An 18,873-nucleotide genomic window follows, 5' to 3' on the forward strand; every position below is an offset into this window, starting at 1 on the left:
GGTCAAGAGAAACCGGCAAAGGCAAAGCAACGACAGGGGTATCCCATCGGCGACATGCTGAACCTTCGTCAGCTCGAGATTCTCCGCGCCGTGGTGCAGTATCGTACCACCGTCGGCGCCGCGGAGCGCCTCGGCATGTCCCAGCCCTCGATCTCCAACACCATCCGGCACATCGAAACCGTGCTGGGCTTTCCGCTCTTCGAGCGGGTCAGCAATCGCCTGTCGCCCACCGAAGAGGCGCTGATCCTGCTTGAAGAGTCCGAGCCGCTGTTCCTGCTACGCGACGCGGTGAACCAGCGCGCGGCGGATCTGCGGATGGGGCGGATCGGGCGCATCCGCATCGCCTCTACCGCCGAGCTGAGTGAAGGGGTGCTGCCGCGGGTGATCGCCGATTATGCCCGCGACTACCCGCGCATTCAGGTCTCGCTCGAAACCCGACTGCTCGACAGCGTGCTGCAGGTGGTCGAGAACGGGGTGGCCGACGTGGCCTTCATGCTCTCGCCCTACGAGCGGCAGGCGCTGACCTACGAAAAAGTGGACGAGTTGCGCGCGGTGGTGCTCTGCGACGAAAGCGATCCGCTGGCGAAGCTCGACGCGGTGAGCCCCAAAGATCTGGCCGAGCGCCCGATGGTCGGCCCGCAGGTGGCCAACCGCATCGGGCTCATGCTCGCCGACAGTTTCCGCGCGCAGGGGCTCGACTATCGTCCGACGATCGAGACCCGCTTTATGAACGCCGCCGCCCGTGTTGTCCGCGAGGGCTGGGGCGTGGCGCTGATCGACGAGCTTTCGGCCCATAGCGCCATGCGGCCCGGTCTGGTGGTGCGCCCCTATGCCGCCGAGCTGAGCTTTGGTCTTTCGGCGGCCATGCTGAAGACCAAGACCCCTTCGCGCCAGACCCAGCGCTTCATCAAGGCGTTCCGCGAGCGTGTGGCGCTGAGGCTCGCCGAGGTCAGGGCGGAAAGCCAGCGCCCGGCTCAGGTCTGAGCCGGGACGGGCCTCAGACCTTAACCGCGCATCTGGCGCAGCAGCGCGGCGCCTCCTTCGGCAATCAGATTGGTCTCGTTGGTGGCGACGATATGGCTCGCCCCAAGGTCCAGCGCGTGGCTCTGCAGCAGCGCCAGCGGCAGCCCCATCACACCAAAAGCGCAGCCGTTGCCCGTCGCTGCCGCCGCGATCCTTGCGAAGGCTGCGGCCACATCCGGGTGATCGAGCTGACCGCGCCGCCCGATGCCATCGGCCAGATCGTTGCTGCCGATCATCAGCATGTCGATGCCGGGCTCGGCGGCGATGTCTTCGACCGCGGCCAGCGCCGCGGCGCTTTCGATCATCGCGATGACTTTGACCGCTTTTTCGGCTTCCTCGGTCAACTCTGCCGCGGGCACCACGCGATAATCCAGCGCAGGAAGAGGGCCAGGTAGCGCGCGCGTGCCACGCGGTGCAAAGCGACAGGCCTCGGCGATGCGGCGGGCGTCCGAGGCGCTGTCCACATGCGGCACGATCACCCCGCTTGCGCCGCAGTCCAGCACCCGCGCGATATCCGGCGAGCCGGGGCCGGTGACCCGCCCGAACACCGGCAGACCCGCCGCGACGCCCGCCGCCGCGGCCTGCCCAAGCTCGCTCATGCCGAGCGGGCCGTGCTCCATGTCGATCACCGCAAAATCGAATCCCGCGCCGCGGGCCAGAAGAACCGCCTCGGCGCGGCCCAGAAGACAGAAGGCGAGGCCGAACTTCGGGGTTGCCATGTTTTCATCCTGCATCATATTTGATCTGATACTCATATTTAGACCGATTTTTGATCTGCACGTTTTTGTGTCATCTGGAGGCTAGATCGAATTTCTGCGGAATATTAGAAAAAGCGGCGCGTTAAATACTTCCTATCACGATATTTATAGTCCGATAGCTTCCGTGCCGTCCGCTTGGCGGTAACCTCCTATGAAAACCGGCGACGGTGACGCTGGGTCCGCCCTTGGATACCCGCGGCACCACCGAGACAAAAGGAGGTGCGTCCATGCACGATCGGACGACCAGCAACGGCGGAACGGCAGGCGCGCAGCAAGGCGCGCCGACCCCGAACCTGATCAGATTTCTGCAATTTTGCCTGACCCTGCTGCGCCGGTTGGTCGATGGGGTGGCGCCGCTGCTGCTGGCCTATATGGCCTGCGCCATCGCCGCACAGATCATCGGCCGCTACTTCTTCAACTACTCGATCGCCTGGAGCGAGGAGACCGCCACCTTCGCGCAGGTCTGGCTGACGCTTCTGGGGGCCGGGATCGCCATGCGCTACAACCAGCACGTCGGGGTCGACGTGCTGATCCGCAAGGCGCCGCTGCCGGTGCAGCGCCTCTGCAATGGCGCGAGCCTGCTGCTGGGGCTGTGGTTCCTCGGCGTGGTTGTGGTGGGCTCGCTGTCGATGCTGGCCATCGGCTTCGTGGTGAAATCCCCGGCGCTGCGCATTCCCATGGCGATCCCCTACATGGCGCTGCCGGTGGGCTTTGGCTACTTCCTGATCGAAATTGCTGTGACCTCGCTGCCCAAGGTGCTGCACCCGGGCCGCGTTGATCAGAGCGCCGAACAGGCGCAGGACGCGGAGGCGGCGGCATGATCTGGGCAGGCGGCGGCTTCCTCGTACTTCTCATCTCGGGCACGCCCATCGTTCTGGCGCTTGGCATCGCGGCCCTGCTGGCCATCGAACTGACCACCACCGCGCCGATCTCGATCGTGGCGCAGCGGGTCTACGGCGGCATCAGTTCCTTCACCCTGATGGCGATCCCCTTCTTCGTGGCTTCGGGGCTGCTGATGGAGGCGGGCGGCATCGCGCGGCGCTTCGTCAACCTCGCCAGCGCGCTTGTGGGATGGATCACCGGCTCGCTCTACATGGTGTCCATTGTCACCGGCACCGGCCTCGCGGCGATCTCGGGCTCTGGCTCGGCGGACACGGCTGCGATCAGCGCGGTGATGACCCCGGAGATGCGCAAGCGGCGCTATGACATCGACCTTGCTTCGGCGGTGATCGCGGCCTCGGGCTCGCTCGCCTCGATCATCCCGCCGTCGATCGTGATGATCGTCATCGCCATCACCGCCAACCAGTCGATCGGAGCCATGTTCCTTGGCGGCATCGTGCCGGGCCTTCTGGTGATGATCGGTCTGATGGTCGGCTGCTGGCTTTACGCCAAGCGCGGCGGCGATGCCTACCGCGATCAGGAAGCGTTCACCTTCAAGCGCCTGCGCGCCGGGTTCATCGACGCGGCCCCCGGCCTGCTGGTGCCCATCGTGATCATCGGCGGCATCGTCGGCGGCATCTTCACCGCCACCGAGGCGGCCTGCGTGGCGCTCTTTACCACGCTGATCGTGACCATGTTCATCTACCGCGAGCTGAAGCCGCGCGATCTGCCGCGCATCTTCCTCAAGGCGATCAGTCTTTCGGCCACGGTGCTGATCATCATCTCCACCGCTTCGGTCTTTACGTGGATCATCGCGACGCAGGGCTTCCCGGCGATGCTCAAGGACTGGCTGACCGGGGTGACCGACAACCCCATCGTCTTTCTGCTGATCGTGAACCTGCTGCTGCTCGTCGTCGGCATGTTCATGGAGAGCATTTCGGCGGTGCTGATCCTGCTGCCGATCCTGCTGCCCATGGCGCAAAGCTACGGCATCAACCCGGTGCAGTTCGGAGTGATCACCGCTCTGAACCTCTCGATCGGGCTGATCACGCCGCCCTATGGCATCTGCCTTTACGTCGCTTCCACCGTTGCGGGACGGCGCATCGAGCAGGTCTCGCGCAAGGTTTGGCTGCCGCTTGGCTGCATGCTCGTGGCGCTGCTGCTGGTCACTTTCGTGCCCGCCGTCTCCCTTTGGCTTCCCTCGGTCCTGCTGTGACCGAGGGGCGCCGCCCTACCACCACTCACCGACCAAAAAAGAAAGAGAAAACAGCAATGTCCAACAAGGTTCTCACCACAATCGCGGCGCTGGCCGCATTCGCCGCGGCGCCTGCCTTTGCCGCCGATTACACCTTCAAGGTCGCCCACACCAACGCCGCGGGCGAGGTGCAGGACATGGGCCTGCAGAAGATGAAGGAACTGCTGGAAGAAAAGACCGACGGCGCCGCCACGCTGGAGATCTATGCCGGTGGCCAGCTTGGCGACGAGCAGCAGACCGTCGAGGGCGTCATGCTCGGCTCGCTCGACATGGGCATGACCTCGAACGCCATGCTTTCGAACTACGTCGAGGACTATAAGGTTTTCGATCTGCCGTTCCTCTTTCCCTCGATCCCCGCGCTTGGCGAGAAAGTCGACGCCAATTGGGACATGATGGAAACCTCGGCCAATGGCTCGGGCTTTCAGCTGCTCGCCGTCTTCTCTTCGGGCATCCGCCACCTGATGACCTCCAAGCCGATCGAGAGCATGGATGACCTCGCCGGCATGAAGATCCGCACCATGCAAAACCCGGTGCACGTCGAGGCCTTCCGCGCTTATGGCGCCAACCCCACGCCGATGTCGTATTCGGAGCTTTACGGCGCGCTGCAGTCGGGCGTGGTTGACGGGGCCGAAGGTGCCTCCACCGGCTATGACGGCATGAAGTTCTATGAAGTCGCACCCGATTTCGCGCTGGTCGGCTGGCTCAACATGACCGCGCCGGTGACCATGAAGAAAGACGCCTTCGACGCGCTGCCCGCGGACATCCAGACCGCGCTGATGGACGCCGGTTCGGAAGCCGCCGCGTGGCAGCGTCAGTATGTCGTCGATCAAGAGCAGCCGCTGCTCGACAGCTTCAAAGAGCACGGGGTGACCATCACCGAGCCGGACACCGCGCCCTTCATCGAAGCGTCACAGCCGCTTTACGAAAGCCAGCTTACCACCGAAGGTCAGAAGGCGCTGTTCGAAGCGCTGACCAAGTAAGCAGGCCCTTCGGGCCCGCGGCGTCTCCCTCCCTATCCGCCGCGGGTCCGATCCGAATTTGAGGAAAGACCGAAGCATGCTCGATACTGCCATCCGCAACGCCGAGATCGTCACTGCCGCCGACCGCATCAGAGCGGAGATCGGCATAAGGGACGGGCGCATCGTCACCATCGCCGAAGACGTCGGCCCAGCGCGCGAAGAGATCGACGCAGCGGGGCTTTTGGCGCTTCCGGGCGGCATCGACGCGCATGTGCATCTCGAGCAGCATCAGGGCGGCGGCGTGGTCATGGCTGACGGCTTTGAGAGCGGCACGCGCTCCGCGGCGGCGGGCGGCAACACCACCGTCATGCCCTTTGCCCTGCAGCAGAAGGGCCAGTCACTGCGCGAAGCGGTGCAGGCCTATCACGAGGCTGCCGAGGGCAAGTGCTACGTCGACACCTCGTTCCATCTGATCATCACCGATCCGACGCCGCAGGTGCTGGGACAGGAACTGCCGGCGCTGGTCAAGGCGGGCTATACCTCGTTCAAGGTCTTCATGACCTATGACGACATGGTGCTGAACGACGCGCAGCTGCTGGATGTCTTCGATGTGGCGCGGCGCGAGAAGGCCATGGTCATGGTCCATGCCGAGGGCTACGACGCGATCCGCTACATGGCCAAGCGGCTGGAAGAGGCGGGCAAGACCGCGCCCTATTACCACGCCGAAAGCCGTCCGCAGTCGGTCGAGCGCGAGGCCACCCACCGCGCGATCAGCCACGCCGAACTGACCGATGTGCCGATCACCATCGTCCACGTTTCGGGCCGCGATCCGATGGAGCAGATCCAATGGGCCAAGCGGCGCGGCATGAACATCTGGGCCGAGACCTGCCCGCAGTACATCACGCTCACCGCTGATGACCTCAAAGGGCTCAACATGGATTTCGAGGGGGCGAAATACGTCTGCTCTCCGCCGCCCCGCGACACCGACAGCCAAAAGGCGATCTGGGAGGGGCTGCGCGACGGCACCTTCGATATCTTCTCGTCCGATCATTGCCCGTTCCGCTTCGAGGATGACAAGGGCAAGGATGTAGAGGGCGCGCGCACCTCGTTCCGCTGGGTGCCCAACGGCATTCCCGGCATCGAGACGCGGCTGCCGATCCTCTTCTCCGAGGGAGTCTCGAAGGGCCGCATCCCGATCGAGCGTTTCGTGGCGCTGACCGCGACCAACCCTGCCAAGCTCTTTGGGCTCTACCCGCGAAAGGGCACCATCGCGGTAGGTGCGGACGCCGACATCACCCTGTGGGATCCGGCGCGCGAAGTGACCATCTCGCAATCGCTGATGCACCATGACTGCGACTACACGCCCTTCGAAGGGCTCGAAGTGACGGGCTGGCCGGTGCGCACCATCCTGCGCGGCAAGACGATCTTTGAAGAGGGCGAGGTGATCGGCGCGCGCGACGCGGGCGTCTACCTCGAGCGCGGCACAAGCCAAGCCTTCGGCGCATGACAGGGGCAGGGGGCGGGCGTGGATCGCCCCCTTTCTCGTGACAGTAGGTTCGGCACGGCTGAATGCCGCTCAAAGAGCACACTTATAGGCTGAATGCCGCCTGTGATCATCGCAAGAGGGCTAGAAAGCGTGCCTCTTGTGACACGGGCTGACGGCTTCCTTTTGATACACGTATGGGGTGAATCTCGCGCCGGGCTTACTCTGCTCTCATGCCCCTCGGCGGGGCCTCAAAGACTTTTCGAATAATTTGAAATTGGAGCAGAGATCATGAAATTCGCAAGCACCGCGCTGCTGGCCGCACTGGCTGCCGCTCCCGCATTTGCAGGCAGCCTTGAGCCCGCGCCCGTCTACACCCCTGTTGCCGTTCCCGTGCCGGTGCCCATGACCCGCGATTGGACCGGCGGCTCGGTCGGCATTCAGCTTGGCTATGGTGCGTTTGACACCAGCAATGCCGACGACGATTACGAGGAAACCGGCGATTACGGGCTCAAGGCCTACTACGACTACGATCTGGGCTCGTGGGTGGTTGGCGGCGGTGTCCAGTATGACTGGATCGGCGCCGAATTTGGCGAGGCCGGAGAGCTGACCGGCATTCTGCGCGTCGGCGCCCGTGCAGGCTATGATGCTGGCAATACGATGATCTATGGCACCGGGGGCTATGCCCGTGCCTATCACGACGGCGGAGACCTGAAGGTGGGGGATTCCGACGGGTATTTCGTCGGTTTCGGGTCCGAGACCTTCCTGTCGGACACGTGGACCATCGGCGCAGAGATCGTCTACAGCGAGTTTGAAGACTTCGACAAAACGGACCTCAAGCTCGATACGACACAGCTGAATATCTCGCTGAACTACCGCTACTGATGCGCAAGAGCCCGGGCGATACCGCCCGGGCCAATCCCTTGTCTCAAGAAGTAAAAGCGGTCAGCCTTCCGGCGCGATCCGCGAGACGAGGTCTTCCATCATCGCCGCGTTCTGCATCCGCAGGATCGCTTCGGCGGTGGTGGCATCCTGTCTGCGCAGCGCGTCGATCAGCAGTTGCATCTCTTCGGCCATGACCCGTCGCCGCCCGGTGCCGTAGCCATAGCCACGGCGGAAGGCAAAGATCGTGTCCCAGCCGCGCAGGAAGACCCGCAGCGCCTCGCGATTGCCGCCAAACTCCACCAGCCGCGCGTTGAAGCGGCGGTTGGTATCGATCGCCTCTATGTCCTCACCGGCCTCGAGATGCGCGCGGTATTCGGCGGCCAGCGCCTCAAGCTCGCGGATCCGCTCCAAGGTGAGGGCCATCATGCCGCGCCGTACGGCGAAGATGCGCAGCTCGGTATTCAGCTCGAAAAGATCGGTGATATAGGCGCGGTCAAGCTGGCGCACGGTGGCGCCGCGGTTGGGCTCGATCTCGACCAGCCCTTCGCCCTCGAGTTTGCGCAGCGCCTCGCGCAGCGGCATGGTCGAGAACCCCAGCCGCTTGGCCAGTTCCGCGGTCTTCAACCGCTCGCCGGGAGCGATGCGCCCCGAAAGAATATCCTCGCGGATCAGGCGGGTGGCCTGATCCACGGAGTTCTGTGCGGTGTCGAGGGCAAGCGCTTCGTTGGGCATGGCGTGACCTTCTGTCAGGGGCTCTTGCGGATCAAGCTGATATGCTCGGCATCGATCAGCAACGTGCCGTCATCGCGCATCAGCCGCACCGCTTCGGTGATAATTCCGGCAGGGCGCGAGCCGCTCTCGCGTTTGGCGGTGAAATCCATCTCCACATAGACCGTGTCGCCGGCCACGATGGGATGCTTGAAGCGCACATCGTTCCAGCCAAGCGAGGCGATGGATGTCTCCTCGTAGAGCTTGAGCTCGGTCTTCAGCCCTTCCATCAGCGCAAGACCATAGAGCCCATGCGCGATGATGCCGGGGAAGCCAGCTTCTTTGGCATAGGCTTCGTCGGTGTGCAGCGGGTGGTGGTCGCGCGTCAGGCGGCAGAAATCGGCGATATCCGCCACGGTGATCTCATGCGTGCCGGTGGTATAGGTCCGGCCGATCTCGACGTCTTCGTAGAAGAGGTTCATGCGTAGGCCTTCTGCACTTGCCGCGCGATGATCATGCGCTGGATCTGGTTGGTGCCCTCGTAGATCTGGCTGAGCCGCACGTCGCGGAACAGGCGCTCGACCCGGAACTCGCGCGAGTAGCCGTTGCCGCCGTGGATCTGCAGTGCGTTCGAGATGTGCACCTGCGCCATGTCGGTGGTGAAGAGCTTGGCCTGCGCCGCTTCCAGCGCGATCGGCTTGCCCGCGTCATAGAGTTTCGCGGCATTGTGGATCAGCAGCCGGGCGGCGGCGATGTCCTTGGCCATGTCGGCGATCATGAACTGCACCGCCTGATGCTCGAAGATCGGCTTGCCGAACTGCTTGCGGTCACCGGCGTAGGCGATGGCATCCTCCATCGCCGCCTGCGCCATCCCAAGCGCCATGGACGACATCATCAGGCGCGAGAAGTTGAAGTTCTCCATCGCCATCTTGAAGGCACCATGCTCCGGCCCGATCAGATTGGTGACCGGCACGCGGACCTCGTCGAAGCTGACCATGCATTCGGCGAGCCCGTGCATCCCGAGCAGTTCCTCGGATTTGCCGCGGATCACGCCGGGGCGGTCGGTTTCCACCAGAATGCACGAAATGCCGCGGTGCCCGGCCTCGGGATCGGTCTTGGCAAAGACCATGATCACATCGGCCACCTGCCCGAAAGTGACCCACGCCTTGGTGCCTTTGATGACATATTCATCACCGTCGCGGCGGGCGGTGGTCTTCATCGCCGCCACATCCGAGCCGTGGTCGGGTTCGGTCACAGCGGTGGCCGGAATCACCTTGCCCTCGAGGATGCCGGGAATCAGCGCCTTGTGCTGCTCCGAGCCGTGGTGGTCGAGAAACAGCGCCGCTTCGACCGGGATCGCAAAGGCATTGCCGACCGCGCCCGAGCCGCGCGCGATCTCTTCCATGACGATGCAGGCGGCCATGGCATCAAGCCCGACGCCGCCCGCTTCCTCGCGCAGTGCGACGCCGAAAAGCCCTTGCTCGGCCAGCGCTTCGTAGATCGGGCGAGGAAACACGTCGTCGCGGTCGATGGCGGCAGCGGCGGGGGCGACCACGTCATCCGAGAGGCGGCGCGCGGTCTCGCGCACCATGCGCTGCTCTTCAGTATAGAACTGATCCAATGTGATCTCCGTTCATGAATTTGAGATTTGATCTGATCATCAGCTACACAGCCGGATGCCGCCCGGTCAAGCCGAGGCTTTCCCGGCGTGGAAGGCGTCGGTGGGGCTGCGGTCGAAAAAGTAGACGATCACGTCCTTCGGGCTCGCCCCATAGGCAGACGCCACCGCCTCGGTGATCGCTTGGGCGGCGGTTTCCTTGGCCTCCTGGGGTCGCGGGAAGGCATGTACTTTTATGAAGATGCGGAAGTTTTCAGCATTTTTGCCATATTTTCCAGCATGTCCGTAGGAATAGTGAGGTGCTGAAAAATAATAGCAGGTGACGATTTCCGGCTTGATCCCGAAGGCCTGGCAGAGACCATCAGTCATGTCTTTCGTCGCAACCTCCCGTATTTCTTCGGTCGCGTCGCGGTCGATGATTTCGATGAAGGGCATGGTCAGTCTCCTTGGGGAAGCGGCGCCGAGGGGCGCGGTGTTGGCTCTGTGAGTTGACACATTATCTGATCAGATCGAACGTGGCTGCAAGAGGTTTGGATCGGCGACCCGCTGCCGAGCCAAGGAAGTCGGAAAGGACCGCAATGACCTTCAAGGGCAGCTACACCGTCTGCGTCACACCGTTCGACGCGCAGGGCCGCGTCGATCTCGATGCGCTGCGCTCTTATGTCGACTGGCAGATCGAGGAAGGCGTGCACGGGCTCATCCCGCTGGGCAGCACCGGCGAGTTTCTGTCGCTCACCCGCGAAGAGCGCACCGCGGTCGCCGAGGCGGTGATCCAGCAGGCCGCGGGCCGGGTGCCGGTGCTGATCGGCACCGCCGCCGAATGGACCGACGAGGCGGTGTCGCTGAGCCGCGAGGCCGAACTGCTGGGCGCTGATGGCGTGATGCTGGTGCCGCCCTATTACTCCTCGCCCACCGACGAGGAACTGGTGGTGCATTTCACCCGCGTCGCCGAGGCGCTGTCGATCCCGGTGATGCTCTACAACAACCCGTTCACCGCCAATGTCGATCTCAGCGCAGCGCTGGTCGGGCGGCTCTCGGAAGTCGACAACATCTCTTACATCAAGGACACGTCAAAGAACGTGCACCGGGTGACCGAGCTTCTGGAGGCCTGCAAGGGCCGGATGACGGTCTTTGCCGGGTATTATCCTTGGGAAAGCTATCTGGCAGGCGCCGAGGGCTACAGCTCGGTGGTGTCCAACATCGCACCGAAACTTTCGGCGCAGACCTTCGAGCGGACGGTCGACGGCTCCGGAGAGGGCCGCGATCTCTATGTCAAAAGCCTGCCGCTGATCAACGCATTGGCAGGTGATCTTTATGTCTCGGCCACCAAGGCCGCGATGCAGATGATCGGCCGCCCCATGGGCGAGCCGCGCCCGCCGCGCCTGCCTCTGCCGCAGGCCAAGCGCGCCGAGCTGGAAACCATCATGACCGATCTGGGGCTGCTGGCGGAGGCCTGATCCCGGCCCCGTGCCGGGGGAAAATTTCCGCCCCAACAGAGAGAAACCCAACAGGGAATAAACAGATGAAACTCACCAACCTTGCCCTCTGCGTCGCGCTTGGCGCAACGCTCGTCTCCGCCCCGGCCTTCGCGCAGGAGATCACCCTCAAGGCCAGCCACAACGCCAACGCTGACGAGCCCTATGGCGTCGGCATGCGCAAGATGGCCGAGATCCTCGAAGAGAAGTCGGGCGGCAAGGCGACCATCGAGGTCTATGACAACGCCACCCTCGGCGACGAGATGGAAAGCATCCAAGGCACCCAGATGGGCACCGTGGACATCGCCGTGACCGCCAACTCGACGCTGGCCAACTTCGTGCCCGACCTGTCGGTTTTCTCGCTGCCGTTCCTGTTTGACGATGCCGAGCAGATGGACCGCGCGCTGAGCGATCCCGAAGTGCTGGACGCCATTGGCTCGGCGCTGGACGCGCAGGGCTTCCACCTGTTGTCGGTCTTCTCGGCGGGCACTCGTCACATCATGACCAAAAAGCCGATCGAGTCGCTCGACGACATGGCGGGCCTGAAGATCCGCACCATGCAGAACCCGGCCCATGTGGACACGTTCAACGCCTTCGGTGCCAATGCCACCCCGATCGCCTACACCGAGCTTTACGGTGCCATCGAGACCGGCGTGGTCGACGGTGCGGAAGCGGCCAACACCAACTTCTACTCGCAGAAGTTCTATGAGGTCGCGCCCGATTGGGCCGTGGTTGGCTGGCTGGAACTGGTCGCGCCGGTGATCATGGGCAAGGCTGCCTATGAGGCGCTGGACGCAGACACCCAGAAAGCCCTCGACGAAGCGGGCCTCGCAGCCGGCAAAGCCGAGCGCGCTGCCTATCTCGCCTCCGACAATGCCCGCTTCGGTGACCTGGAAAAAGCTGGCGTGAACATCACCCACCCCGACGTCGAAGCCTTCCGCGAAGCCGCCGCTCCGGTGCAGCAGAAGTACCTCGAGACGGACGCCCAGAAGAAGATCTTCGATCTGGTGAAATCGGTCGAGTAAGCTCCCCGAGCTCGACCCAACTGCCCGGCCATGTCCTCCCCGTGGCCGGGCCTCTCCTCTGACTGCCGCAAGAAAGCCCGCCCATGTTCGCACTTCTCGAACGCCTCTGCCTTGCCCTGCGCCGTGTCGTCTCGGGCGTGGTGATCCTGCTCTTCACGGTGATGATGATCTCGGTGCTGGTGCAGGTCGGCGGGCGCTATGTCTTCAACTACTCGATCGCGCAGGCCACCGAGATCGCCACCTTCAGCCAGATCTGGCTGGTGCTGATGGGGGCGGGCGTGGCCGTGGCCAAGGGCCAGCACGTGGCGATCGACATGCTGCCCGCGCAGCTGCCGCTGCCGATGGCGCGCGTCGCGCTGATCGCCATCGCGCTGGTCATCACCGCCTTTCTGGCGGCGCTCGCATGGGGCAGCCTGCCGCTGCTGAAGATGGGCACCTTCCAAAGCTCGCCTGCGCTGCGCATGCCGATGAAATACGTCTATCTCTGCCTGCCGTTCGGCGCGGGCTACATGGTGCTGGAACTGCTGCTTTCGGTCATCCAGCGTTGGGACAATCCGTTTCCGCCGCCCGAACCCGACGCCGAGGAGGCGCTCTGATGATCGTGATCGCTGCCGCCTTCGTTTTCCTTCTCGCCCTCGGTGTCCCGGTGGTCTTTGTGCTGGGCGCCTCTGCCGTGCTGGCGCTGGTCACCACCACCGATGTGCCGGTCGCCATCGTCAGCCAGCGCGTCTTTGCGGGGCTCAACTCCTTCACCCTGATGGCCATTCCCTTCTTCGTCTTTGCCGGGGTGATCATGGACGCGGGCGGCATCTCGCGCCGCATCGTGGATTTCGCCTCGGCGCTGATCGGCTGGGTGGTCGGCAGCCTCTATCAGGTGAGCTGCGTCGCCGCGGCCGGTCTTGCAGCGATCTCGGGGTCTGGCTCGGCGGACACCGCCGCGATCTCGGCGATCATGCAGCCGCAGCTGCGCCGCCGGGGCTATGACGTGGACTTCGGCGCGGCGCTGATCGCCTGCGCCGGATCCATCGCGCAGGTCATCCCGCCGAGCCTGACCATGGTGATCCTCGCCGTGGTGTCCAATGTGTCGATCGGCGCGCTCTTCGTGTCGGGCGTTCTGCCGGGGCTGATGTGCATCGTGATGCTGATGCTCATCGCTTACTTCCAAGCCAAGAAGGGCGGCGAGACCTACCGCGACGCCGAACCTTTCACCATGGCGCGCCTTGGCCGCACCGGTTGGGCCGCGCTGCCTGCCGCAGGGATGCCGGTGCTGATCCTTGGCGGCATCCTCGGAGGCATCTTCACCCCGACCGAAGCTGCCGCGGTCTCGGGCTTCTATGGGCTGCTCGTTGGGGCCTTCGTCTATCGCGATCTGAAGCTTTCGGCGCTGCCGGGGCTGATCCTGCGCACCGCTTCTCTCTCTGCCGCCGTCATGCTGATCATCGGCACCGCCAGCGTCTTCTCGTGGCTCATCGCCAATGCCAATGTGCCGCAGATTCTCGGCAACTGGATCGCCAGCGTGTCCAGCAGCCAAGTGATCTTCCTGATCATCGCCAACCTGCTGTTCCTCTTCGTCGGCATGTTCCTCGAGACCATCGCGGCGATCCTGATCATCGTGCCGGTGCTCTCGCCGATCGCGGCGCAGATGGGCGTGGACCCGCTGCATTTCTCGCTGCTGGTGATCCTCAACTGCGCCATCGGCACGGTGACGCCGCCCTACGGCGTGTCGCTCTTCGTGTCGTCCAGCGTCGCGGGCCGCACGGTGCTGCAGGTGTCGCGCCGCCTCGGCTGGCCGCTCGCCGGGCTCTTTGCCATGCTGATCGCGGTGACTTTCATTCCCGACCTGTCGCTGTTCCTGCCGCGGCTCTTCGGCCTCATCGACTGACTTCTTTCAAGGACCATCCCATGACCAAACTCAAAGTCACCATCGCGGGCATCGAATTCGACGCGCGCTTCGAGGAAGAGGCCGCGCCCAAGACCGTCGCCGCCTTCCGCGCGCAGATGCCCTATACCAGCAAGGTGGTGCACGTGCGCTGGAGCGGCGAGGGCGTGTGGATCCCGCTCGGCGAGACCGATTTCGGCGTCGAGTATGAAAACCACACCAGCTATCCGGCACCGGGGCAGTTTATCCTCTATCCGGGCGGTATTTCGGAGACCGAGATCCTGCTGGCCTACGGCGGCGTGCATTTCGCCTCGAAGATGGGGCAGCTTGCGGGCAACCATTTCATCACCCTGACCTCGAACCTCGACAAGCTGGCCGAGATCGGCCCCAAGGTTCTGTGGGACGGGGCGCAGGACATCCACTTCGAGGAAGTCTGAGGCATCCATGACCCAAACCCCGATCAGCTATGGCGCGCGGCTGCGCCAACTGGCCGCCGAGCGCGGCGATGCCGAAGCGGTGTGCTTTCTGCCCGCGCGCGGCGAGGCGCAATCGCTGAGCTGGTCGGGGCTCAATGCCATGGCCGACGGGTTCGCCCGCGCGCTGATCGCACGCGGCGTGGGGCAGCGCGATGTGGTCGCCTTCGCCCTTGGCAACATCCCCGCGCATCTGGCGCTGGCCGTCGCGGTCTGGCGGGTGGGCGCGACGACCATGGTTCTCGATCCCGGCATCCGGCCCGAGACCGCCGCCGCCATGAAAGCGCGCAGCGGCGCGGCGCTGGTGATCGGGCAGCCCGAGGGGCTGGGTGATATCTCGCTGGCCGACTTCGAGGCGCTGGCGGCAGGCCTGCCCGCCACGCCGGTCGAGGATCGCATCCCGCTGCCGGGCAAGATCGTGCTCTCTGGCGGCTCCACCGGCCTGCCCAAGATGATGTGCGACGACCGCCCCTTCACCCGTGTGCCCGGCGCGAGCTGGGGACGGGTGGCGCCGCGTCTGGGGTTCCGCTGCGATCAGACGCAGTTGGTCTGCGGGGCCATGTCGCATAACGCGCCCTTCACATGGGCGCAGAACGGCCTTTTCGAGGGCAATCGGCTGGTGCTCATGGAACGCTTTGATGCGGTTCGCGCCCTGCAGGCCATCGACACCCATGAGGTGGGCTTTGCCATGCTGGTGCCGACGATGATGGTGCGCATGTATGACCGGCTGGAGGACAGCGGCGCGACCCTTGCCAGCCTGCACGCGCTCTATCACACCGGCGCGCCCTGCGCGGGTTGGCTCAAACAGGCGTGGATCGAGGTTCTGGGTCCGGAGCGCGTGACAGAGATGTACGGCTCGGGCGAGAACACCGGCCAGACCACCATTACTGGCGCCGAGTGGCTGACCCATCAGGGCTCGGTCGGGCGCGGCTTCGAGACGGAAATCCGCATCTATGACGCGGATGGGGAGCTGCAGCCGGCGGGCGCGCCGGGCGAGATCTTCATGCGCCCCGATGATCTGTCGGGACGCAGCCATTACACCGGCCCGGACGCCCCGGCCCCCGAACGCGATGCCGACGGCTTTCAGAGCATCGGCGATGTCGGTTGGCTGGATGAGGAAGGGTACCTTTACCTCGGCGGACGGCGCGACGATGTGATCAACACTGGCGGCGTGAAGGTCCACCCCGAGACCGTCGAGGCCGTGCTGCTGCGCGCACCGCAGGTGGGTGACGCGGTGGTCTTTGGCGTGGACGACCGGGAGTGGGGCCAGAAGGTGCTCGCCTGCGTCGTGCCGAAGGAGGGCAGCGCCCTCGACGAGGCGGCGCTGCGCGCTTTCTGCCACGAGCACCTTGGCCCGCAGGAAGTGCCGAAACGCTTCCACATCTGCGAGGCGCTGCCCCGCGACGGCTTTGGCAAGATCCGCCGCAAGGCGCTGCGGGCTGAGTACGCCGCCGCCTGAGACAGTGGCACGCCCGTTTTCCCGGTTCCCCTGCGCCGTGCCGCGGGGTAGAGCGGTATGGATTTCGCCGGGAAGTGGAGACGCCTCCCGGCGCCCATGACCTTGGACCGACGCATGAAACTCATCATCGATACCGACCCCGGCGTCGACGACGCCCTTGCCATCCTTTACGCCGCGGCGCATCCGCAGATCGACCTGCTGGGGCTGACCACGGTCTTTGGCAATGTCACCGTCGCGCAGGCGACCCGCAATGCGCTCTATCTGGTCGAGCGCGCCGGGCTCGACATCCCGGTGGCCGAAGGCGCGGCCAAGGCGCTGGAATTGCCGCCCGCGACGCCGAGCCATCACGTGCACGGCCCCGAAGGCTTTGGCAGCCTGCCCGAGATGACGCACAGGGGCGCAAAGCTGGACGAGACCGCGGCAGAGTTCCTTGTGCATATGGCGCGCGAGCATAAGGGCGAGCTTGTGCTCTGCCCGATCGGCCCGATCACCAATATCGCCGACGCGATCCGCCTTGATCCCGAGTTTGCCCAGAACGTAAAGCGCATCGTTTTCATGGGCGGGGCGCTGGATGCGCCCGGCAATATCTCGCCCCACGCCGAGGCCAATACCTATCACGACCCGCATGCGCTCGACATCGTGCTGCAGAGCGGGGCGAACATCTGCATGGTCGGGCTCGATGTGACGATGCAGGTGCTGCTGCGGGCCGAGGACTTCGCCGAACTGGAACGACGCGACCCCGAGCATGGGGCTTTCCTGCGCGAGATGAGCCATTTCTATCTGGATTTCTACCGCTCGGTCGGGGTCGAAGGCTGCGGGCTGCATGATCCGCTGGCGGTGATGGCCTGCATCATGCCGCAGATCGTCGGCACCGAACGCGCGCCTCTGCAGGTGACGCTGGACGGCCCCGAGATCGGCAACACGCTGCGCTGCACCGGGCGACCCGAGGTGGAGATCGCGCTCTCCTGCGATCCGGTCGAGGTAAAGCGGCTGTTCATGGAGACCTTCGGCGGCTGACGCCTAAGGATCACCGCTGCAAAGCAAACGCCCGCCGGATGGAACCGGCGGGCGTTTGGTTTTTTGCTTTGTGGTGGCTCAGGACTGCGGGATGCCCTTGCTCGGCCCAAGGCGCTTTTGCGCGGCGATGCGGAAGGGGGCGTTGGGCCCGCCAAAGCCCTTGTAGCCCGGTCCGCGCTGCACGATCTCGAAGAACATGCCACCCGCGAAGGCGCGGCTGTAGACCTGGAAGAACTCGGCCTCGCCCTCACGGTCATAGAGGATGTTGCCCGCCCGCAGACGCTCGAGCAGCCCGTCGGGCATGTCGAAGCGCGCCGCCAGATCGTCGTAATAGTTCCCGGGGATCGGCAGCGGCTGGAAGCCCAGCTTTTGCATCTGCGCGACCGAGGCGAAGATGTCGTCGGTCGAAAGCGCGATATGCTGCACCGACGCCCCGAAGGTGGAGGCAAGGAAGCGCCCGGCCAAGGTGCGATGGGTCTCGGCGCCGTTGAGGGTGATCTTCAGCCGACCCGCGGCGCTTTCCACCACCTGACTGCGCACCAGACCATCGGGGTCGATGACATCGACCATGGGGGATTTTTCCATGTCGAAGAGCGTGCTGTAGAACAGCGTCCAACTCAGCATGTCCTCATACGACATGGTCTGCGCGAGGTGATCCACATGGGTCAGGCCCGCGCCGGGCGCCTTTGCCTCGCCGGTGGCTTCGAATTCCACGTCCCAGACCTCGCCAAGGCCGCTGGTTCCGTCGATGAAATGCATCACCGAACCGCCCAGCCCGCGGATCGCCGGAATTGCCAGCTCACCCGGCCCGGTGGGCTGCGAGAAGGTCGGCGAGCCAAGCGCGGTGGCGCGCTCTACCGTGTCATGGGCGGAGGACACCTGCAGGCCGATGTCGCAGACCGACAGGCCGCGCGTGTTCCACACATGCGCCGCATGGCCCTCGGTTTCCGAGTTCACCACGATCCGCACATCACCCTGTTGCCAAAGCGTGATCGCCTTGTTGCGGTGCTTGGCGGCGTTGCGGAAACCCAAGGTGCGCAGCATGTCGGTGAGCGTCTCGACCTCGCCGTCGCGTGCGGCAAACTCGACAAAGCTCACATCCTCGGCGCGCACGCGCGGCGGGATGGCGGGCATGTCGATCTTGGTCTCGGGCTCGGCGCGGCGCACATCGTCCATCAGCGCGATCAGCGAGCGATAGCCGTCCTGCGCCGTGGCGCGGGCGTTGCTGCCGCGGAACTGGTCGTTGAAGATCTCGAGGCTAATCGGTCCCTTGTAGCCCGCCGCCATCACCGCCTGCATGAAGCGTTTCACGTCCAGATCGCCCTCGCCGGGCATGTTGCGGAAGTGGCGCGACCAATAGAGCAGGTCCATCTCGATCGCCGGCGCATCTGCCAGCTGCACGAAGAAGATCTTCTCGCCGGGGATCGCGCGGATCGATTCCGGGTCAAGCTTGCGGCCCAGCGTGTGGAAGCTGTCGAGGATGATGCCGACGTTGGAGTGGTCGGCCTGCCGCACGATCTCCCATGCGTCGCGGTGATCGTTGATGTGGCGGCCCCACGCCAGCGCCTCATAGCCGAGGCGGATGCCGCGCTCTTTGGCGATCTCTCCAAGCTCGGCAAGGTCATTCGCCGCCCGCTGGATGCCGCCCAGCGAACGCGGGTGCACGGACGAGCAGATCAGGATCAGATCGGTGCCCAGTTCCTGCATCACGTCGAACTTGCGCTTGGCACGGTCGAAAGCTTTCGAGCGCAGCGGCTCGGGCAGGCACTCGAAGTCGCGGAAGGGCTGGAACAGCGGGATCTCCAGCCCGTGGTCGCGGATCATCCGGCCGACCTCGCGGGCGCCGCCGTCATGGGCGATGAAATCCTGCTCGAAGATTTCCACCCCGTCGAACCCGGCGGCGGCGATGGCCTCGAGCTTCTCGGGCAGGGTACCCGAGATCGAGACGGTGGCGATCGCGGTCTTCATGGGTCGTCC

The 18,873-nt window shown here is 64.6% G+C and carries 19 protein-coding genes; 13 read left to right on the forward strand and 6 right to left on the reverse strand.

Annotated elements, in window-relative coordinates; translation table 11 throughout:
- Positions 1–54: 54 nt before the first annotated feature.
- A complete protein-coding gene (locus G0A00_RS11290; protein ID WP_235952970.1) occupies positions 55–984 on the forward strand; it encodes a LysR family transcriptional regulator in 930 nt (309 codons plus the stop codon).
- A 20-nt stretch (positions 985–1,004) separates the two neighbouring features.
- Here G0A00_RS11290 and G0A00_RS11295 read toward each other — a convergent pair whose 3' ends face one another.
- Complete coding sequence (locus tag G0A00_RS11295) at positions 1,005–1,742, reverse strand: HpcH/HpaI aldolase/citrate lyase family protein (protein WP_164180508.1); 738 nt, start codon at positions 1,740–1,742, stop codon at positions 1,005–1,007.
- 266 nt (positions 1,743–2,008) lie between these two features.
- Between G0A00_RS11295 and G0A00_RS11300 the strand changes: the two genes are divergently transcribed.
- From G0A00_RS11300 to G0A00_RS11320, 5 genes are all read left to right on the forward strand, one after another.
- A complete protein-coding gene (locus tag G0A00_RS11300) occupies positions 2,009–2,602 on the forward strand; it encodes a TRAP transporter small permease (RefSeq protein WP_164180506.1) in 594 nt (197 codons plus the stop codon).
- Positions 2,599–3,876, forward strand: a complete 1,278-nt coding sequence (locus tag G0A00_RS11305) for a TRAP transporter large permease (RefSeq protein WP_164180504.1) — start codon at positions 2,599–2,601, stop codon at positions 3,874–3,876. The genes G0A00_RS11300 and G0A00_RS11305 overlap by 4 nt, the downstream gene beginning before the upstream one ends.
- A gap of 56 nt (positions 3,877–3,932) precedes the next feature.
- Positions 3,933–4,895 (forward strand): TRAP transporter substrate-binding protein, encoded by a 963-nt coding sequence (locus tag G0A00_RS11310; protein ID WP_164180502.1) that lies wholly within the window; start codon positions 3,933–3,935, stop codon positions 4,893–4,895.
- A 76-nt stretch (positions 4,896–4,971) separates the two neighbouring features.
- Positions 4,972–6,381, forward strand: a complete 1,410-nt coding sequence (gene hydA, locus G0A00_RS11315) for a dihydropyrimidinase (protein WP_164180500.1) — start codon at positions 4,972–4,974, stop codon at positions 6,379–6,381.
- A gap of 267 nt (positions 6,382–6,648) precedes the next feature.
- Positions 6,649–7,242 carry an outer membrane protein gene (locus G0A00_RS11320; RefSeq protein WP_066110116.1) on the forward strand — a complete coding sequence of 198 codons (594 nt, stop codon included), beginning with the start codon at positions 6,649–6,651 and terminating at the stop codon, positions 7,240–7,242.
- Between the two features lie 60 nt (positions 7,243–7,302).
- Here the strand turns inward: G0A00_RS11320 and G0A00_RS11325 are convergent, their stop codons facing one another.
- The 4 genes from G0A00_RS11325 to G0A00_RS11340 all read right to left on the reverse strand — a co-directional run bounded on the left by G0A00_RS11325 (position 7,303) and on the right by G0A00_RS11340 (position 10,003).
- Positions 7,303–7,974 (reverse strand): GntR family transcriptional regulator, encoded by a 672-nt coding sequence (locus tag G0A00_RS11325; RefSeq protein WP_066110114.1) that lies wholly within the window; start codon positions 7,972–7,974, stop codon positions 7,303–7,305.
- Between the two features lie 14 nt (positions 7,975–7,988).
- Positions 7,989–8,432, reverse strand: coding sequence for a MaoC family dehydratase (locus G0A00_RS11330; RefSeq protein ID WP_164180498.1), 444 nt, complete (start codon positions 8,430–8,432; stop codon positions 7,989–7,991).
- Positions 8,429–9,571, reverse strand: coding sequence for an acyl-CoA dehydrogenase family protein (locus G0A00_RS11335; RefSeq protein ID WP_164180496.1), 1,143 nt, complete (start codon positions 9,569–9,571; stop codon positions 8,429–8,431). The genes G0A00_RS11330 and G0A00_RS11335 overlap by 4 nt, the downstream gene beginning before the upstream one ends.
- 66 nt (positions 9,572–9,637) lie before the next feature.
- Positions 9,638–10,003, reverse strand: a complete 366-nt coding sequence (locus tag G0A00_RS11340; protein ID WP_066110110.1) for a DUF1904 family protein — start codon at positions 10,001–10,003, stop codon at positions 9,638–9,640.
- 143 nt (positions 10,004–10,146) lie between these two features.
- On the opposite strand from G0A00_RS11340, the gene dapA reads away from it, so the two are divergent.
- From dapA to G0A00_RS11375, 7 genes are all read left to right on the forward strand, one after another.
- Positions 10,147–11,025 carry a 4-hydroxy-tetrahydrodipicolinate synthase gene (gene dapA / locus G0A00_RS11345; RefSeq protein WP_164180493.1) on the forward strand — a complete coding sequence of 293 codons (879 nt, stop codon included), beginning with the start codon at positions 10,147–10,149 and terminating at the stop codon, positions 11,023–11,025.
- 65 nt (positions 11,026–11,090) lie between these two features.
- Positions 11,091–12,068: a TRAP transporter substrate-binding protein gene (locus tag G0A00_RS11350; RefSeq protein ID WP_164180491.1), complete on the forward strand. Its 978-nt coding sequence runs from the start codon at positions 11,091–11,093 to the stop codon at positions 12,066–12,068.
- A gap of 83 nt (positions 12,069–12,151) precedes the next feature.
- Positions 12,152–12,664 (forward strand): TRAP transporter small permease, encoded by a 513-nt coding sequence (locus tag G0A00_RS11355; RefSeq protein WP_164180489.1) that lies wholly within the window; start codon positions 12,152–12,154, stop codon positions 12,662–12,664.
- Positions 12,664–13,950, forward strand: a complete 1,287-nt coding sequence (locus G0A00_RS11360; protein ID WP_164180487.1) for a TRAP transporter large permease — start codon at positions 12,664–12,666, stop codon at positions 13,948–13,950. Before G0A00_RS11355 ends, G0A00_RS11360 begins: the two co-directional genes overlap by 1 nt.
- A gap of 20 nt (positions 13,951–13,970) precedes the next feature.
- Positions 13,971–14,384, forward strand: a complete 414-nt coding sequence (locus tag G0A00_RS11365) for a DUF3830 family protein (RefSeq protein WP_066110098.1) — start codon at positions 13,971–13,973, stop codon at positions 14,382–14,384.
- A 7-nt stretch (positions 14,385–14,391) separates the two neighbouring features.
- Positions 14,392–15,879: a class I adenylate-forming enzyme family protein gene (locus tag G0A00_RS11370; protein ID WP_164180485.1), complete on the forward strand. Its 1,488-nt coding sequence runs from the start codon at positions 14,392–14,394 to the stop codon at positions 15,877–15,879.
- A gap of 114 nt (positions 15,880–15,993) precedes the next feature.
- On the forward strand, positions 15,994–16,896 hold the full coding sequence (locus G0A00_RS11375) for a nucleoside hydrolase (RefSeq protein WP_164180483.1): 903 nt from the start codon (positions 15,994–15,996) through the stop codon (positions 16,894–16,896).
- A gap of 78 nt (positions 16,897–16,974) precedes the next feature.
- Here the strand turns inward: G0A00_RS11375 and G0A00_RS11380 are convergent, their stop codons facing one another.
- Entirely contained in the window at positions 16,975–18,864 is a 1,890-nt protein-coding gene (locus tag G0A00_RS11380) for a bifunctional sugar phosphate isomerase/epimerase/4-hydroxyphenylpyruvate dioxygenase family protein (RefSeq protein ID WP_164180481.1), read from the reverse strand.
- Positions 18,865–18,873: the final 9 nt, after the last annotated feature.

Origin of the sequence: Salipiger sp. PrR002, from assembly GCF_010500775.1 — a bacterium.
Lineage (GTDB): Bacteria > Pseudomonadota > Alphaproteobacteria > Rhodobacterales > Rhodobacteraceae > Salipiger.

Bases quoted from the DNA above. Each gene is read 5' to 3' on its own strand.
- G0A00_RS11295 (WP_164180508.1), bottom strand. From the start codon at position 1,742: ATGGCAACCCCGAAGTTCGGCCTCGCCTTCTGTCTTCTGGGCCGCGCC.
- G0A00_RS11365 (WP_066110098.1), top strand. From the start codon at position 13,971: ATGACCAAACTCAAAGTCACCATCGCGGGCATCGAATTCGACGCGCGC.
- G0A00_RS11320 (WP_066110116.1), top strand. From the start codon at position 6,649: ATGAAATTCGCAAGCACCGCGCTGCTGGCCGCACTGGCTGCCGCTCCC.
- G0A00_RS11370 (WP_164180485.1), top strand. From the start codon at position 14,392: ATGACCCAAACCCCGATCAGCTATGGCGCGCGGCTGCGCCAACTGGCC.
- G0A00_RS11305 (WP_164180504.1), top strand. From the start codon at position 2,599: ATGATCTGGGCAGGCGGCGGCTTCCTCGTACTTCTCATCTCGGGCACG.
- G0A00_RS11340 (WP_066110110.1), bottom strand. From the start codon at position 10,003: ATGCCCTTCATCGAAATCATCGACCGCGACGCGACCGAAGAAATACGG.
- G0A00_RS11355 (WP_164180489.1), top strand. From the start codon at position 12,152: ATGTTCGCACTTCTCGAACGCCTCTGCCTTGCCCTGCGCCGTGTCGTC.
- G0A00_RS11375 (WP_164180483.1), top strand. From the start codon at position 15,994: ATGAAACTCATCATCGATACCGACCCCGGCGTCGACGACGCCCTTGCC.
- G0A00_RS11350 (WP_164180491.1), top strand. From the start codon at position 11,091: ATGAAACTCACCAACCTTGCCCTCTGCGTCGCGCTTGGCGCAACGCTC.
- hydA (WP_164180500.1), top strand. From the start codon at position 4,972: ATGCTCGATACTGCCATCCGCAACGCCGAGATCGTCACTGCCGCCGAC.
- G0A00_RS11325 (WP_066110114.1), bottom strand. From the start codon at position 7,974: ATGCCCAACGAAGCGCTTGCCCTCGACACCGCACAGAACTCCGTGGAT.
- G0A00_RS11360 (WP_164180487.1), top strand. From the start codon at position 12,664: ATGATCGTGATCGCTGCCGCCTTCGTTTTCCTTCTCGCCCTCGGTGTC.
- G0A00_RS11330 (WP_164180498.1), bottom strand. From the start codon at position 8,432: ATGAACCTCTTCTACGAAGACGTCGAGATCGGCCGGACCTATACCACC.
- G0A00_RS11310 (WP_164180502.1), top strand. From the start codon at position 3,933: ATGTCCAACAAGGTTCTCACCACAATCGCGGCGCTGGCCGCATTCGCC.
- dapA (WP_164180493.1), top strand. From the start codon at position 10,147: ATGACCTTCAAGGGCAGCTACACCGTCTGCGTCACACCGTTCGACGCG.
- G0A00_RS11380 (WP_164180481.1), bottom strand. From the start codon at position 18,864: ATGAAGACCGCGATCGCCACCGTCTCGATCTCGGGTACCCTGCCCGAG.
- G0A00_RS11300 (WP_164180506.1), top strand. From the start codon at position 2,009: ATGCACGATCGGACGACCAGCAACGGCGGAACGGCAGGCGCGCAGCAA.
- G0A00_RS11290 (WP_235952970.1), top strand. From the start codon at position 55: ATGCTGAACCTTCGTCAGCTCGAGATTCTCCGCGCCGTGGTGCAGTAT.